12 protein-coding genes are annotated in these 16,844 nt (G+C 56.9%); 7 read left to right on the forward strand and 5 right to left on the reverse strand.

The annotated features are described in order from the left end of the window. The first annotated feature begins 610 nt into the window (after positions 1-610). Positions 611-1,348: an NYN domain-containing protein gene (locus AC1DXU_RS20120; protein ID WP_477371810.1), complete on the forward strand. Its 738-nt coding sequence runs from the start codon at positions 611-613 to the stop codon at positions 1,346-1,348. 1,146 nt (positions 1,349-2,494) lie between these two features. Here the strand turns inward: AC1DXU_RS20120 and AC1DXU_RS20125 are convergent. Next, a complete protein-coding gene (locus AC1DXU_RS20125) occupies positions 2,495-2,875 on the reverse strand; it encodes a hypothetical protein (protein WP_477371812.1) in 381 nt (126 codons plus the stop codon). Between the two features lie 343 nt (positions 2,876-3,218). Further along, complete coding sequence (locus AC1DXU_RS20130) at positions 3,219-3,653, reverse strand: helix-turn-helix domain-containing protein (RefSeq protein WP_477371813.1); 435 nt, start codon at positions 3,651-3,653, stop codon at positions 3,219-3,221. A 424-nt stretch (positions 3,654-4,077) separates the two neighbouring features. Here AC1DXU_RS20130 and AC1DXU_RS20135 point away from each other — a divergent pair, with 424 nt between their 5' ends. From AC1DXU_RS20135 to AC1DXU_RS20155, 5 genes are all read left to right on the forward strand, one after another. After that, entirely contained in the window at positions 4,078-6,657 is a 2,580-nt protein-coding gene (locus AC1DXU_RS20135; RefSeq protein WP_477371815.1) for a Z1 domain-containing protein, read from the forward strand. Positions 6,658-6,739: 82 nt separating this feature from the next. Then, the gene (locus AC1DXU_RS20140; RefSeq protein WP_477371817.1) at positions 6,740-7,666 is read left to right on the forward strand and encodes a PD-(D/E)XK motif protein; all 927 of its coding nucleotides are present in this window, start codon (positions 6,740-6,742) and stop codon (positions 7,664-7,666) included. Then, positions 7,663-9,507, forward strand: a complete 1,845-nt coding sequence (locus AC1DXU_RS20145; RefSeq protein ID WP_477371818.1) for a hypothetical protein — start codon at positions 7,663-7,665, stop codon at positions 9,505-9,507. The genes AC1DXU_RS20140 and AC1DXU_RS20145 overlap by 4 nt, the downstream gene beginning before the upstream one ends. Next, complete coding sequence (locus AC1DXU_RS20150) at positions 9,504-10,409, forward strand: hypothetical protein (protein WP_477371820.1); 906 nt, start codon at positions 9,504-9,506, stop codon at positions 10,407-10,409. The genes AC1DXU_RS20145 and AC1DXU_RS20150 overlap by 4 nt, the downstream gene beginning before the upstream one ends. Before the next feature lies 1 nt (position 10,410). Continuing rightward, the gene (locus AC1DXU_RS20155; RefSeq protein ID WP_477371822.1) at positions 10,411-11,562 is read left to right on the forward strand and encodes a DUF6339 family protein; all 1,152 of its coding nucleotides are present in this window, start codon (positions 10,411-10,413) and stop codon (positions 11,560-11,562) included. Here AC1DXU_RS20155 and AC1DXU_RS20160 read toward each other — a convergent pair. Then, positions 11,463-13,046, reverse strand: a complete 1,584-nt coding sequence (locus AC1DXU_RS20160) for a DNA cytosine methyltransferase (RefSeq protein ID WP_477371823.1) — start codon at positions 13,044-13,046, stop codon at positions 11,463-11,465. The genes AC1DXU_RS20155 and AC1DXU_RS20160 overlap by 100 nt on opposite strands. A 67-nt stretch (positions 13,047-13,113) precedes the next feature. Between AC1DXU_RS20160 and AC1DXU_RS20165 the strand changes: the two genes are divergently transcribed. Continuing rightward, the gene (locus tag AC1DXU_RS20165; RefSeq protein ID WP_477371825.1) at positions 13,114-13,605 is read left to right on the forward strand and encodes a very short patch repair endonuclease; all 492 of its coding nucleotides are present in this window, start codon (positions 13,114-13,116) and stop codon (positions 13,603-13,605) included. A 214-nt stretch (positions 13,606-13,819) separates the two neighbouring features. On the opposite strand, the gene AC1DXU_RS20170 is transcribed toward AC1DXU_RS20165, so the two are convergent. Both AC1DXU_RS20170 and AC1DXU_RS20175 read right to left on the reverse strand, forming a co-directional pair. Further along, positions 13,820-14,812 (reverse strand): hypothetical protein, encoded by a 993-nt coding sequence (locus AC1DXU_RS20170; RefSeq protein WP_477371827.1) that lies wholly within the window; start codon positions 14,810-14,812, stop codon positions 13,820-13,822. A 234-nt stretch (positions 14,813-15,046) separates the two neighbouring features. Then, a complete protein-coding gene (locus AC1DXU_RS20175) occupies positions 15,047-16,618 on the reverse strand; it encodes a DUF6538 domain-containing protein (protein WP_477371829.1) in 1,572 nt (523 codons plus the stop codon). Between the last annotated feature and the right edge of the window lie 226 nt (positions 16,619-16,844).

A 16,844-nucleotide genomic window follows, 5' to 3' on the forward strand; every position in this document is an offset into this window, starting at 1 on the left:
ATGCCTCGCAGCGAACCGTCGACGATCGGGTTAGGAATTTTCGCCAAGAACAGGCTACACGTTTTACAAAGATAGAAAATAAGTAATAGGTTACTTATAATTCATCTAGCGCCGTGCGAGTCGCTAGGCATGACGTTTCTATGTGATATCAGCCCTTTAGCGGGTTATTTTTTATGTAGTAGGCCACTGATTTCTTTAGTAACTTTGTCATTGAAATTCTCTCTTCAAGAGCTCTAAGCTTAAAATCGCGGTGCCATGCCTTCTCCATCTTGAAACTCATATCGGCTACCGTTGACTCGCTAACTCTATCAGGTTCATCATCGATCGTCGCACTCTCCTATTAGCAACGTTGCTATTTTTGAATGGATTCGCTCAATTCTGCAATTGACTAGTGGTTGAAACATTCTAATATCCATCCGTGACAACCACATAGCTTCACCTTCAGGACTACGGACTTTAAAGGGCTCAGGATTGTCCAGCTTCCTGGGCCCTTGCCATTCTACGAGCGCGGCTCACGCAGGTTGCCTAGTCGTGTCTATTTCCCGATCATCATGGGCGCTAGCCCGCCCCTCGGGGGACGTCATTGGCAACATCTGGATTGGAGGCCCCTATGCCGACAGAACAGCGCTCCGCTCGGCTGGCTGTCTTGATCGATGCAGACAATGCTTCGGCAAAAATCGCCGATGGACTGTTTGAGGAGATCGGCGAGGCGAGCGTCCGGCGGATATACGGCGACTTCTCGAGTCCGCGCTCCAAAGCGTGGGCCGACATACTATCCAAGCATGCCATCATCCCTCAGCAGCAGTTCGCATACACGACCGGGAAGAATGCGTCGGACATCACGCTCGTCATCGACGCGATGGATCTGCTGCATAGTGGCCGGTTTGATGGCTTCTGCCTGGTGTCGTCCGACAGCGACTTCACGCGCCTCGCAGCACGAATTCGCGAACATGGCGTGGACGTCTTCGGATTCGGCGAACAGAAAACACCAGAGAGTTTCCGGCAGGCTTGCCGGCGGTTCATCTATACAGAGAACCTCCTTCCGGAGACGACCCCTGCGGGCGCCAGGGCTGGGGCCACGAAGCCCTTGGAGACGCTGGCACATGCTTCGCGCATCCTTAAGCGGATCATGTCCGAGAATGAAGGAGAGGACGGGTGGATCGGCCTCGGACGGCTTGGAAACCTACTCGCCAATCTCGCTCCTGATTTTGACCCACGAACTTACGGTTCCAAAAAGCTCAGTGATCTTGTCCGCAAGATTGAGACATTGGATGTGAGCCAGTCAGAGACAGGCCACCCCCGTGTGCGCTTGAAGCCTACGTCGGGCACGACACAGGCGAGAAAATAGGCCTCTTCCAAATTCGCCAATTCCAAAGACATCGGATAGTTGGATTTCTCTCCGCGGTCTCTCAGAGAAGGTCGGCCGCGAATAAACGATCGTTGAAAGCGAAAAGCCAGAAATCTCAACACTCGCCATCACACCACGCCTCTGCATTCACGCTCCTACAATCTACGTCTCGGCAGCTTCGTGGTCTCTACGTCCGTCGCCGGTCTCTTTAGCCAATTCGCTCTCTGCGCCGATGCTATTAATCTGATGCTGGTCAAGCTGTTGCCGTTCGTATGTCTGTTCGACCGGGGGTGGGCGCCAGATAGCTTCCGTGATGTATCTCGCTCATCGCTCCGCTGACGGTGCTGTCGTGCCTAGTGAGCTTCCCTGTCTGTTTTTGGTGTTCGAGCCTTGGCAGCTGTCTCAGGTTGCGTTTGTCAACCAAAAGCTCGAAAAGTGGGTTTTGCGGTCTAGTTGTCAACTTAGTGTAAACTTAGCGTCAAGCGCGCTCTTACGGCTTAAGAGAACGCATTACATTCTGGTGACAGAATTAGGTCCCGAACCGTCGATATCGAGTCGCCAAGTTGACATTGTCAACCTCCCGCTCCTTCAGAACCGTCACCTAAAAGAGAGACTGGACCTCAACGATCATCGCCAGGAAATGCGGTTTAGCACCCGACCTCACGGACTGCCCTCCCACTGAAAGTGGAGCATGGTCGGAATTTTGTCCGCCGCAACAGGAGGCATCCCCACCGCTGTCCAAGGCAATCCTAGGACTTCGCTCTATGGGGCATCCCCTCAAGCGAATGAAGTCGATTGGTTCCTAGGAACCCAGGTGCACCTCATGTGCTTTCTCTCATGGCATCCAGAACCGGCATCCGATTGGCGAAGCGAGTGCACGCGCTGACGCCCCGTTACATCGCCAATCCCGCTGGACTAGCGGGACTCACCATTCGACACAGACGTTCGAATCCCACACGGCGCGCCAGGTCGGATGCGGATTTCCTATCGGCTTCAAGCCCGTCAATGACGGGGCGCAGCCAGGGGCGACGGCTGGCGCAGGCGCAGCAGAAGCAGGCAAGCCGCAGCGCAACCGACCGGGATGCCAGTAACCTGTAGCGCCGCTGACACCGTCGCCGGCGGGTGCCGCTTGTCGCAAGGCAGTGGTCAAGTGGTTTTCCGAAGATACAAGTCGGGCAGACCGCTCCGAACCTCCTCTAGACACTTTCGCGCGTCGCTGATCGCCCATCGCGCCACTTTGTGGCGATGCTCATGGTCTATGACGATGGTGCTATCAAATGCATGTCGATACTCGGAATCATCCGGGAGGGGAGCGCTCCAATGGATGCAGTCGGTCTTACGAGCGCGCCCAACTTCCTCGCCGCGCCAATAGACGCGTGCATTTAGGTGCGTAAGCATAGCGTCGTCGCGATTGATCGCGTCGATGACTTCTTGGCTGTGCACCAAAGGATCGATGAAGCTGGGCTCTGACGCTTCGCAGACGACCTTGAAGTCCCTGGTTTCGAAGCTCCATATCATTTCGCTCATCAAGCGTTATCCTTTCGTCGTGTTTGGCATGCAGCCTACGAAGCCTGGCCGGCAAGGGCGAAGGATGCGGTTGCGCGAGGAGAAGCCCGCGCTAACTTCTAAAGCGCATAGTTACGCAAAAATGGGCCGAGTCGCTGAGCTTATTCGTGAGATTTATTAACGGCCGTGCCGATTCAGCGAATTCCCGGTAAGCTGTGGAAGGGTGCAACCGGGCATGCCCAGTTTTTTTTCGAATGCTGGACAGTTAGCGCGCCTAGCGATTCAAACTACCTGAATTGCTGCTATTGGCGGGAATTGACCTACTTCCGCAGCGATCGGGTTTCGACCCTGTCGTTATTCAGCGTCATTCGCCCTCCTTCTTTTTGGCGCCTGCGCCACCAAACAGGGCGCGTAGTATCTTTTTAAACACGACCGATAGCTTCGGATCCGCTCCGTTTGAGAACTTGCGGATCACGCCGATGATCTCCTGCTCGTTTTCCGAGAACTCACCCACTATTTGCTGAAAAGCCGCACGGTCTTTTTCATTGCCGGTCTGCGTGAGCGCCAGAACGAATAGCTCACGAGGATCGGTTTCTAGCGCCTTAGCGATGCTCATAACGCGATCAAGCGGCACCTTGGTTCTCCCGCTCTTTAGCATCGCTATGACGTTGTCGTTCACAAAACCGATCTCTCTGGCTATGTCCCTCTGGCTCTTTCGGTGACTCAGCTCATAGATGCGCTTGTCCAAGAATTTCGCAATCTCGGATTTGCGGGATGCATCCCTGCTATCGTCTCTCATGCTCGTTCTCTTTCTATAAGTATATCATCTTGCTTTATATATATCAGAAATCGATAGGGATCGTAACTTCCCAGAAATTTCTGCAAGATAACTTCCCTTATTAATTCAACTTACAATCCGATTACTCTTCCTTTGTCGCTCTAAATAGCAAATTTTACCGAATATATACACAGGCGACCTATGACTCACTGAGAGTCTAGGCCTACAATCGCCATCATCTCTTCACGATCCTTGCGAGCGGCCACTGCGTTCAGGATGTTCAACTCGGACTTGATACTTGAATGATAGCGTGATTGCTTGAGCAGCGTCGGATTCGCTAGGCGCTATTCGCCTTTTGCATTCTTTGGGGGGAACTTTCGTGCCGGGACCGCAAGTAGATTCTTTGGTTGAACGAATACTCCAGGCCCTACCACGGGTCGGAAGCTTGGATGCAGCGGTCGACAATGTCCGGAACGGGCTTGACGTTCTCGTCGCGGGACTTTCAAACCAGCTTGACGCCGAAATCACTGAGGCACGTGAGATTGTCGCTCGGCAGTTCGAAAAAATCGAAATTCTTCACACCCATTCGGTCATTCGCAGAAAGGTCCAGTGGTATTTTGGCCCTGTGCCGACCGACCTGCACTGGCCGGCAGTGCGTGGTTTTCTTCTCAATGAGAAGAAATGGCCGAAGGACGACATCGACGGAATAGACGCCGCCTCGAACGAGGTCGTTTCCCTGCTCGAGAACCCGGCCGATCCGGACAGGTCCCAATTTTCTTGCCGCGGACTTGTCGTCGGATATGTGCAATCGGGCAAAACAGCGAACATGACGGCGGTGATCGCCAAGGCGCTGGATGCAGGTTACGATACGGTCATCATTCTCGCCGGCCTCACGAACAAGCTCCGAATGCAGACGCAGGACCGCCTGTTCAAGGACCTCGTCGTTAGGAACCCCATGAACTGGCAAGTTCTGACCCCCAACGAGATGAATCGGGATTTCCGTGCCCCACCACAGGGCGGTTTTCTCTCCCATTCAGACAAGGCACAACTTGCGGTCATCAAGAAGAACGTTTCGCCCCTGCACGAACTGAAGTTGGCGATCGAGCGGACACTCCCGGCCGTCCTGGAGCGGCTCCGGATTCTAGTGATTGACGACGAATGTGACCAAGCTAGCGTGAACGCCGCCCAAGGCGAACTTGACATGACCGCCATCAATCAGAGGATCCGAGAGATCCTGTCGATCCTGCCAGCCGTTACCTATGTGGGCTACACTGCTACCCCCTTTGCCAACGTGCTGATCAACCCCTATCGAGCGGGCGGGCAGTCCCTCGACGATCTCTATCCCAGGGATTTCATCACCGCGCTCCCGAAACCTGAGCGTTACTTCGGAACTGAGAAGCTTTTCGGACGAACGCCGGCAGATCCCGAGAACCTCCAGCCCGAGGAAGAGGGCCTCGACATGATCCGGGATGTGCCGCCGGAAGACGAGGCCCTGCTGCAGCCGGCAAGTCGCCGAGAGCGGGACGGATTCCAGCCCAGCGTGACACCCAGCCTGGCGTCGGCGATTCTCTACTTTCTCTTGTGCTGTTCCGCACGTTGTGCGCGCGGCGACTCTGGACAGCATATGTCTATGCTGGTCCACACGTCTGCCTACGTGACGGCTCATGAGAGGGTGGCGGCCCTGATCCAAGGCTGGGTGGACGTGAACCGCGCAGATCTTGTCGAGCGCAACTCGGCTCTAGGGCGCAGGATTGCAGAAATCTGGAAGGACGAGTCGAATAGGTTGCCACCCGAGATTACAGATGCTCCACGCGTCTCCATCGACGAGTTGTTCAATCATCTTCCGGGTGTCCTGACGCGGCTCGAATTCCCGGTGGAGAACGGCGCCAGCGAAGACAGGATCGACTATTCGGGGCCTCCTCGCACCTATATCGTGGTGGGCGGTTCGATCCTCGCACGGGGCCTGACGCTCGAAGGATTGATGGTCAGCTATTTCCTGCGGACAGCGAACCAGTATGACACGCTGCTGCAGATGGGGCGCTGGTTCGGATATCGTCCGCGCTATGAAGATCTCCCTCGCATATGGATGCCCGAGGAACTGAAGCTTCGCTTCCGTGCTCTTGCAGCTATCGAACAGGAGATCCGCGACGACATCGACCAGTATCGCCTTAGAGACTTGACCCCCATGGACATCGCCGTTCGCATCCGCGCGATCCCAGGCATGGCTATAACGGCCGCCAACAAGATGCGTTCAGCTCGGCAATCCGCCGTCAGCTACTGGGGCACACATCGCCAGACCTTCCGCTTTGCGCACAGAGATGGCGCGCTTCTCGAACGCAACTGGGCCGCAGGTGCCGAGCTTGTCAGCCGCGCCGAAGCACTAGGGCTGCGAGATACCGAGGCTGTGCACCGCAAGCTCTGGCGTGGCGTTCCAAAGTCATCGATTCGCCGGTTTCTCGAGAGCTACCGGATAGAGCGAACCCATACGGATCTGCTCCCCAATATGCTGATCCCGTTCCTCGAAGGCGGCGATCCGCGTCTCGAAAATTGGAACGTCGGCATTGTCGAATCCGGACGCGGCAAGCTCTCAGAAGAAGCATTTGGTGCGGCCGGGCTCGTCAAGATGGTCCGTCGCGCGAAACTGAAGGACGGCGGAGCTGTGGCGGACATCAAGGCCCTGATGTCAAAAGGCGATCTGCTTTTCGACTACGACGGCGCCAAGATTGACGGTGACTGGGAACAGCTGAAGTCAATTCGGAGTGGTAGCGTTGGACCGTTGCCCCTGCTTTTGCTCTATCCCATCGAACGGCAATCGACACCAGAACCTCCCAGGCCGGGACGAGTTGCTGTGCGCGAAGCTTTGGACGCGGCTTACGATGTCTTGGGCATCGGTCTTATCTTCCCCGGTTCGGTGACTGAAGGGGGCAACTTCATTTCAGTCGAGTTGCGACCAATTTCCGCTGAAGATATCGCAGAGATCGAGGCAGAAGAGGCAGCACAGGCGGAGGCGGCTGGTGTCCGCTAGCTTGAGCTCTGCATCGGTTGCGGGTCAATGGGCGGTTCTGCGCACAGATTCGCGGAACACGGGAGGACTCGAGATACCTTCCATGCCACTGGGTGTCGGGACCCCTACCGGCCCGATTCGCCTTGCTATCGGTCCAAATGGCGAAGCGAGACTGCTTCTCCCGCTTGCGGTCCATGAGAAACTTGTCGGAGTCGAGGCCGCTGGCGCGCTTGCCGTAACCGCATCCTCGTTCATGCAGGGAGGGCGGGCGTATAGGTTCCTCGATCTCATGTGCCTTTCGCTCGAATTGGAACCGGTCTTCGGTGAAGTTGTCGACGAGATCGTAACTCGAGTTGGAAAAGGCCTTGGCTGCTTGGAAGCCGCCCGCACTACGCTTTACGATTTCCGCAGCCTGCTGGCCGAAAGCCCACCAGACTTGGTTGACCGCACTCGCGTGGCCGGTCTTGTTGCGGAACTGGTCATTCTGAATCGACTACTCGACCTGGCGCCTTCTGCATGGCGAGCTTGGAGGGGACCAGCGGGTGATCGGCACGACTTCCGCCGCGCCGATACTTCGCTTGAGGTCAAGGCATCGCTCCGTGCCGGTTCTACGAGAATCACGATCAACGGCCTCGAGCAGTTGGCGCCACCCACCGGGGGCACGCTGCATCTCGCTCATTTCGCACTCGAGCCTGTCTCGGGCGGCTTGCTGACGATCGCAAGCCTCGGAGCGCGAGCCTTGGCCAAAGCAGACGATCCATCTGGTCTTCGCGATCTCCTTGTCGGCGTAGGGTGTCCCGCCGTCGATGCCGATGCATGGAACCGGGACGCCTTCAGGATCGAATCGGAAAGCCTCTACCGAGTTGAAACCAAGTTCCCACGTATTGTTTCCTCAGCGTTTGAGGGCGGCCAATCGCCTGCTGGTGTCGACGAAGTGACATATCGGATCGACCTGACACTTGCTTCTACCTGCAGGTGCCGAACTGACGAAATCGAGACCCTTCTCCGGACTCTTGCCCGATCATCATGAACAAGCTGGATCTGTATTCCGAACCGTATGGCTCGACAGGCAACATCGGAGAAAACTTCCGCCGTTTGCTGGGTGCGCCGGCGCTAGGTCCATTGCAGACCTTGATCCGTGAGGCGGTGCAAAACATTGCGGACGCCGCCAAACTCGGGCACGGCCCGGAAATATTGATAAGGCTCAGGACGCTTTCTCGCGAACAAATGGAAATTCTCGGGGAAGTCATCTTGCGCGAAGAGCCGCGCGAACAGAAATCGTGTGACCTGTTGAAGCTGGCGGTTTCCCGGAACAATCTGACAGTTTTGGAAATCTGCGATTTCCGAACGACCGGCCTTGGAGGTCCCACCCGTTCGGATCGCATCCCTATTGGAACAGAACGGACCGACTTCATCGATTTCCTTCGCAACATTGGCACGCCTAGAGATACCGAACACGGTGGCGGAACCTATGGTTTCGGCAAAGTGGCTCTTTATCGCGCCAGCCGTTGCGCCACCATTCTTGTCGACACGCTCCCTCATGCAACAGGCTCGAAAGACAGGCGGCTGATTGGCTGTCATGTCGGCCATTCGTTCGGAATCCCGGAGAACGGGATGCTCCGGAAATATACTGGCCGGCACTGGTGGGGGGTCGCAGATGCTCAGGATGGGGTAGTTGATCCCGTGACGGGAGATCAGGCAACCGAATTGGCGGCAGCCTTGGGCTTTCCAGATCGAGGTGACGGCAGAACTGGCACATCGATCATGATCATAGACTTTGAGACCGAAGATGAAGACCTTCATGCAAGCGGAAACCGGATCGTGGAAGCGCTGCTATGGAACTTCTGGCCGCGCCTGATGCGCGATGTTCCTGACGATCGGAGATTTGTCTGCAAGGTCGAGGTCGAGGGAGCAGACGTTCCCGTGCCGGCACCGGAGGACATCGCGCCGTTCGATCTCTTCTGCAAGGCGATGCGGGCCGCGCGCAGTCGATCAGGGCACGACGTCCGGCCTATCGAGTCACAATGGCGGCAGAAGCTGCTCGGCACCCTTGCCATCGAAAGAGGCTTGAGATCCCCACGACGACCGCTGGTTGGAGATGGAACGGAAGTGCCTGCGGTGGTTCACCACATTGCTCTGATGCGCCCGGTCGAGCTTGTCGTGAAGTATCTCGAAGGGACCCCCCTACCCGACGAGAAGCTGGAATGGGCGGGGGTATTCCTTACCAGCGGCGAGGGTGAAGTCGAACGCGCCTTCGCAGATTCCGAGCCTCCGGCGCATGACGACTGGATCCCCGATAACCTCCCTGCGGGGTATGCCAGGCGCTACGTGAAATTCGCGATGAAGCGGTTGCGTAGCATCGCCTCAGAAATGGGGATTGTTGCGCCCGGAAGGCCAATCGGGTCCTCCTCGGGACCACCACTTGCTCGCCTCGCTGGGCGACTGGGAGCAATTCTCGAAGATGTCGGCGGAGATGGTGCAGGAAGTCGCCGTCCAAAAGGCAATGGCGGTGGAGGTTCGAGATCGGGGCGAGCACGCGCGTCGCGACCTATCTTCGATCGGCTAGAGCTTGGCGATGCCGGTCGTATCGCGGTCTTCAAGACCGAGGTGACGCAGGACAAGCAGCGTAGCGGAACGACGCTTTCTGCCTCCGTTTCCATCGCAATCGACGGCACTGCTGCTGGGCGCATCGACGAGGACATCGAACAACCAGTTGTTGTATCAATAGTGGCAGCCGACGGCCATGCGGCTGCTGAGGGCGCAAGGATTCCCCTTCACGGGCACGAAGGAAGTTTCGAATTGCGGGTTTTCGTCCCCGATGACTGCGCGGTGACCGTTGATGCCGAGATCCTGTCGGAGCCAGGTGAATGAACGATCGCGTAGCGTTTCCGTTCTTGACTCTTTCTGATTCTGCGGTGGCCAGAACGCCGTGGGAGGTTACTCTCGATGGGGCTGACTGGTCGCCTATGGGCGAACATATTCCTGACTGGGATCCTTCCAGCAAATTGCGGCTCCGGAGGACGATCCGCATTGAACCGGAAGTAGCCGCGGTGGATCTATTTATTCCGCAGGATCAGCTCCAGCTCGCAATGGGCATCAGGATCGGAACCGGACAGGGACGGTTACCGAGGATTATCATTGATCGACATCGAAATGTGCTCGGCCGACACTCTTGGGATTGGCATTTCGATGTTGAGCTTTCCGGTCGAAGTCTTTCCGTCGTGCTGGATCTGCTGACCGAAATCACGCTTGCGGTTCCTCCGATTTCTCCTACGCCGCTAAGTCCGAAGTCTGGCGGGGATCGCCTATGGTCGGAGAGCACACGGGCGCGCCTCGAGGGCGAGGAACCGCGCTTTCCGATTGAGACGGCGGATTTTGCTATGCTCCTTGGGGACACCATGGCTGCATCCGCGCCATGGCACCTTCACTGGTCGGCGTCACAGTGGGATCGCGATTTTCATGGCGCTGTGCGTCTCTATTTGAACAACAGGACGACTGAATTTCTTCAACGGGTAGAGAACGAGGATCGACCGACTCTCCAAACTCTACTTGCAGACGTCATGGGTCAAATCTGCGAACGCTTCATTCTGGATCCCGAAGCCGCCGAAATGATGAAAAATGTGGAGCCCGGCTCACTCGGTGCACAAGCAGCCACCTGGCTCCGAAAGACGTGGCCAGGCAAAGATGCCGTCTTCATCAAATCTGTTCTTGAAAGCCGCCCAGGCCTCTTCCGTTCGGCTATTTTAGCACTGTCAGAACTGGGGGAGGCATAAGATGGTTGTCCTGTTGCCCCGACTTCCAGGGCCTGCCGCCGAAGCTATCGTGCTGCGGTTTCTGAACGCGGGTCCCGAAAACTGGCCCGGCTTCGATGCACGCGAATTGCCTGCGGCCGTTCGCTTTGCGGCGACAGGAGGAAACCGCATCACGGAGCATCAACTGCAAAGAGTGCGTGACGGGCTCGCGTCACTTTCAACGATGCATCGTTCTGGCACCGAATCATCGGGACGTAGTGTGCTCGCTAACTTTGACGCCGAAGCCGCCGCGTGGCTTGCGCAGGAAGATGTCTTCGGTAGTGGCGAGGCGTTACGGGACGACGTGTGGAACTTCGTCGGCGCTGTTCTTGCCCCGGACATAGTGCACTGGCGGTTTGGTTCTGCACTGGAGCGATATCTTGGGGGTGTCAGGAACACGTTCCAGCGGCTCTTGATGCGTCACAGGGCACTCGATCGCGGGGCGGATCATCCGCAGCGCTGGCAGCTGCTCGATGAACTGACCGAAGACGCGCTCGTCCAAATCACCGAACGTCCGAGCATTGGCGGCGATCCAATCCTAGCCCTCGCCATTGGCGAGGCATGGTTAAGGGCGGCAAGGCATCACGGGAAGTCCGCCATGGAGCCTGTGATGCGGCGGGCGGTGCTTCGGATCCGTATTAGAAACGAGATCAGATCACTTGCGGAACTTCCGGCCGTCGATCTGGTTCGGCTGCTCGATCAGGCGTTTGGAACTCCTGTTTTCGGATCTGAGGCTTTAGAGACTTCGGCCGCTCTATCGAATTCAGCGCAAGCGGCTCGAAAGAGTCGCGACCTGGAAAGCGAGCAGGTTGGCATCCGCGTGGTTCAGTCCGGCGATAGCGCCATTTCGCTCGGAAAGGCGGTAGACAGGATCAGTATTGAGGCCGAACTGCGGGGTTGGCTCTCTCCGAAATCGCGCGCGGCTCTCGCCGACTTGAAGCGAGGATCCCCAGAGCTGCAGACAAAAGAGCACAAAGCGCTGGAATACCTCCTCACGCGTATTTCGGGCTCATCGGTTCTTAGCGGTGAAATTGATCAGGTCAGAACAGCAATTTCGGAGCGATTGGGCACCGTCGACGCGGCTGATGATCCAAGGCCGCACAGGAGCAGGTGGGCGATCTGGCGCGCAAGGTAGGGCGGCACCGCGTTTCCCACTTGGACATACTGCTGGGTCCTGTTTCCAAGGAACAGATAGTCATCGGGAAAGGTCTGAAGGCGTGCAGCCTCGCGGACGGTAAGGCTGCGGCACTGCGCCGGATCAGGGTGGATGAAGTAGTGGCCATCCTTTGAGATATGGCTGGTGACGGTGGTCGAGGGCTCACGCGCGAGTTGCACCCGAAAGCGATCGGCGAACACGCCGCTGTGCCAGTTTCGGTGGTCAGGGCTGAGCATGAGTGGGAAGTCTGATGCTTTCGGGCTGTATCCATGAACTTTTCCGAACACTGCCGCGAAAAGGTAACGCCCGAGGTCCGAGGCCATGTGTCCGCGTGTCTCGTGCTGAGCAATCGCGCCAAGCTCCGGGCGTTCGAGCCAGCTGAGGAGACTGTCGTTCGCCGTGCCGTAGACGTCTGGCAGGATTGCTGAATTGCGCTGGCGCGGAGCCTCGCTCGCTAAGCGTCGGGCGATCTCGAGGAACGAGTCCCCGATTGTGCCAACCTCCTCGCTTCGATCTATCCTGCTCAGCACCAAGGCGGCATCGATCACGGTGTCGCGCCATGCCTCAGCGTGATCATTGCCATGACTGAGACCACTGCGCAGTGGGGGAAGTTTCCCGATTACATCCTCTACAGTCCGAGCTACGCCGGGAACGTTGATGAATGCACCAGATGCCCGAGTTCCAAGATCCGACCGGATACCGACGATGATTACCCGATGCCGCCGCTGCGGGACGCCGAATTGCTCGGCCCGCACAACAAAATCCGATGGCTGCCTCACTTCGCTGAGGGTGGCCTTGCCGTTCCCGACCCGGATCGCGTGCAGTTCATATAGATGGCCGCGCCCGGTCCCGAGCGATGACAGGTCCTCCATCAACATCTCGAACACAAGGCGGCTCTCGATTGTCGACGAGAGCATGCCCTTGACGTTCTCCATCACGAAAGCGGCTGGACGCAGCCGGTCCAACACACTGATGTATTCGCGAAACAGGTAGTGCCGAGCATCTTCCTCCGGCACATAGTTGCGCTTGCCTTTGGCCCTGGCCCGGCCAACAAGGGAATATGCCTGACAGGGCGGACCGCCGATCAATATTGTGTCGTCGAAATTACGGCGCAGCCGAGTGATCGCGTCATCTATGGCAATTTTGGCTGCATCCGTGCCGAGTTCTAGACAGCGAGCCTCTTCGGTCGCCATCCGCCAGGCTTTCGTGTCCACCTCCCCCCAGTCAGGTTCGGTAGTCAGACCAGCATGAAAGTCGATGAACCGTTGCGGCAACAAGCCATGCCGAGTGCGATATTCATTGAGGAAGGCGCGCAGGGTCAGGGTGCGATGCGCCGATGCCTCCTTCTCGACCGAGATGCCGATACGGAAAGGGCGATGTGCATTATTGACGAGAGAAGCAAATCCCTCGCCCAGCCCGCCCGGACCGGCAAACAGATCGACGACACCGAAAGTGGCAGGCAAATCTCGCTCCTGACGAATTGTATTGGGAAGATGTATACCGATTGCAGCCGCTAAGGCCAGGAGGCATATGATAGACATCGTCGACACGCAGACTCGTTCCCGAATGATGGCCGGGATCGGAGGCAAGGACACGAAGCCCGAGTTGGTGCTGCGCCGCGCCTTGCATACTCGTGGTTTACGCTACCGGCTTCACGGTAAAGGGCTACAGGGGAAGCCGGATCTTGTTTTTCCTCGATTCAAAGCGGTCATCTTCGTGCACGGTTGCTTCTGGCATCGCCATTCCGAGTGCCGCTTCACCACGACTCCTTCCACGCGGCCGGAGTTTTGGCAGGCCAAATTCGCTGCTAACGTCGTCAGAGACCATGCCGTGCGCGTCGGTCTCACCGAATCAGACTGGCGCATCGCCGTGATCTGGGAGTGTGCCCTGCGGAAACAGGAGCAAGTTGAAGCCGCAGCAGATCGACTTGGCGCTTGGCTTCGCTCCGGGGCCACCGAAGTTGAGATCGGGGAGAAGGGCTTGTCCGACCAAGGTGACGATGGACAAGCTCTGGGTCGCTAGAAGTCGTGGAGGCATTCGCCTTCCACCGGTCTCGCGCCTACCAAGCCGGAGCTTAGCAGTTGCAAATCGATACTGCCATTCATCGGACCGGAGGTTACCAAGATCAGAAGYGGCTGATGGAATGTAACGCTTCCCTAAGAAGAATAAGAGAAGAAAGAAAGAAAGAATTAGGCAGGCGTTACATCCGAGTATTCCGGCTAAGTGATTGATTTTGCTATATACACCCTCCGGTCCGTGAGACTGCTGACATCTTGGCACGATGTTTCGCCACCCTAGCGGCACCTCTTGCACGGCGAGCCACAATCACGGGTGAGATTGATCCATAGTCCCGGTTCGTGACGACATCGACCATTGTCGTATGAAACTGGCATTCTTCCCGGTGCGGACAGATTGCGCATTGATCATCCGCTCCGGCCTGGGCGCCCTGTATCCCGAAACAGCTTTGGAAAAAATCAGTTTCGTCTAGGGCGACGGCAGGGCTGCTCCCAAACATCCCGGCGGCACAGTCGAACTCAGCCTTCTCAAATTCCTGCTGACGAATGTCCTCAGGCACAAGATCCGACACCGTTGTCTTTGAAAGCTGCGATTCGACGAGATGGTAGCGGCCGATGACATCCGACCAACGACGTGGATTGGCGCATACCGCTGACGTCAAGGATTCGCGAAAATCGGTTTGCGCCGGCAGGCTGCGGTCATGCTCCATGCGATACTGAGGCAAATCAGTCCCCGGTTGCATAGCCGGTGGTGCTCGTTTCGCTTTGAACTTCTCAAACTCAGTATGCCAAGCATATGCGGCTCTTGGATTGGCATGTAGCTGCATGGGCGTGGGACCCATCTGCCTTTGCCTCCGCGCCGCAAAATCAAACGAGAACTCCATGAACTCCTCATAGGGGATACAGAACTCGTCTGCTCGCTGCCTAGCGGTCCAGAGTTGGGTAAACATGCTGGTAGGTGCCGATGGCAAATTGACGCTAACCCCATCTACGCGTTCGGCGAGGTCGCGATCGAGATTTTTGTGAACGTATCGTCGAATTCCCGTTTGATAGGCAGCACCGAATACAAGTGTGGCTTGCAGTGGAGAGAGGAAACGATAATCGAACCACTTTTTGGTGAGAAGTTCGGGCTCGCGCGCCAGCAGTTCCGGCTTGATCAAACTCCTGGCGATGGCAAGCTCCTGCAGCCGTTCCGCTAGCTTCATTGGGTCCAAGATCGATCTCCTTCTAGACAGGCGAAATACCTGCGCGTCTGACGGCCCAGGCAGAGCCGTCTAAAAACGCCTATAGCGGTCTGTCGAAGGGATCGTAGGAAGGTGGGCAGTTTATTTTATTGAAGCGTGTGTTTAGTGACCATCGCACCGGCACGCCACCGGCAGTCGGAGCAATCCGGCAACTGAAGTTCCGCCTCTGGAGATGGTCATCTAGGTGCGGAACTATTCCAATCGTCAAAATTCATACCGGGGCAACCGAGCAATTGCGGACGCCTTCGCTGCGATCGTCACATCCCCATAGTCGTCGCCGGCGGTTCGTCCGGCATGGCCTTGGATTGAATCAAGCGTCCGATCTGCAATTTCCATCTCACGACCTACCGTCTTGAATCGGTGGCGCCAACCATGGCTAGGGCTCACGCCTTCGGGGATTACCTTCGTTGCCTGCAACCACTCACTTACACGGCCACCTACGGTTCGCGCCGGACGCGCCCCGTCCTTCTTTTTCGACGCTGGATAGAAGAGCGGGCCATCGACAGAACCGTTCACGAAATCCATTATCCCCAGGTCAATTAGTTGCTGATGCAACGGAACATCGCGATAGTTGCCAGCCTTTACGGAACCAGCGTCGGGCGCGATCCGAACTACCGGCACATCCTTAACGTAGCGAAAGTCCTGCTTCCGAAGCTGAGTAATCTCAGCGATTCGCGCTCCGGTGTGGGCACACAAGATCGGTGACCAACGCTTAGCGGCGGTTGTCTGCGGTGCTTCACGCGTCTGGGGATTGTCAGAATGTTCCGGCTGATAGTCGCGAGCTACTTTCAAAACGGCGACTGCCTCGTCAAGGGTAAAGCCTTGTTCCCGCGAGTGCTGCTTTTTCGAAACCTTGATACGAACGTTTTCCGCGACGTTGGTTTCGAGCCGATCATTGTTCACAGCCCATTTCAGGACCGTCCGCACGGAGGCCAGATACACGTCAGCGACGGTCTTGCTGGCGAGAGTTTTCAGGCTCGCATCTTTCCAATCGAGAAGGTTCTGCTTAGTGAGCTTGCGGGCGTCGTTGTGGCGGATGAACGTGGACAGGTTAGCGAAAACAGGCGTCCAGCGTTTGCGTGCCTCCCTGCCCTTGCCGTCGGCGGCACGCTCGTCCAGGTAGTGACCAAGCAGACCCGTGAGGGAAACCGGCTGGCGGTCATCCTCGACCGGCTGTGTGGCTATTAGCAACGGGTGCGAGGGCGCGCCCTTGAAGTCACCGTCGTTTCGTTCGTGTTGCCGAGACATAGCTTCATAGGCGGACACGCAAAGAGCCCGCGCTATCGCACGCCATTCTGATGTCCCCTTGACAGCCGTGTGATTGCCAAGAAATTCAAAGCGCTCGATCCGGTCGCCAACCAGCTGTTCGAGTGCATCGTCTGACAGCTTTCCGGAGAATCCATCACGAAGGCGCCGACCCTTATCGTAGTCCACCTCGAAGCCTGCATATTGATGATGGGTCGCTCGGATTTCTTCGTCGAAAGCGAGCAGCATCTGGTAGTCCCGGCTGGCGATTTGAGGGGCCGACAACGGATAGCGGCCAAGTTCAACGCGATGGCCGGCCGCTTGGGCGACATTGCGTTCGGCAACAGCTAGCGCGTGCTGGATAGCAGCGACTTCACCGGCAAGTCTTTTGAGAGCGGCGCGGCGGTCAGCGCCAAGTGGCGTCCGAAGTTCCGTCTTTCCTCCCATGGCAGGGCGAAGGTCCTTTGGAATGACCAGCCGAGCGTAGTAGCGGCCGTCGCGGAATAAGAGATACCGATTGGCTCCGGCCATGACGCTTGCAAACCATTTTGTTACGAATTTTGTAACAAGACAATGGTCGCAATGCCTTACAAGTCAATGGCTTCAATGATTTCAATGGGATAGGATGGTGCTGCGAGAGAGGATTGAAGTCCCTCAGAGGTAGCACCCCAGCATTGAAAACAAAGAGCTTTTCAGGACTAGCGCATCTAGTCCCATAACAGTTGACCACAACATCTTCAATATCTAATGGGCGGCC

This window comes from Mesorhizobium sp. P3_A10, assembly GCF_056403175.1.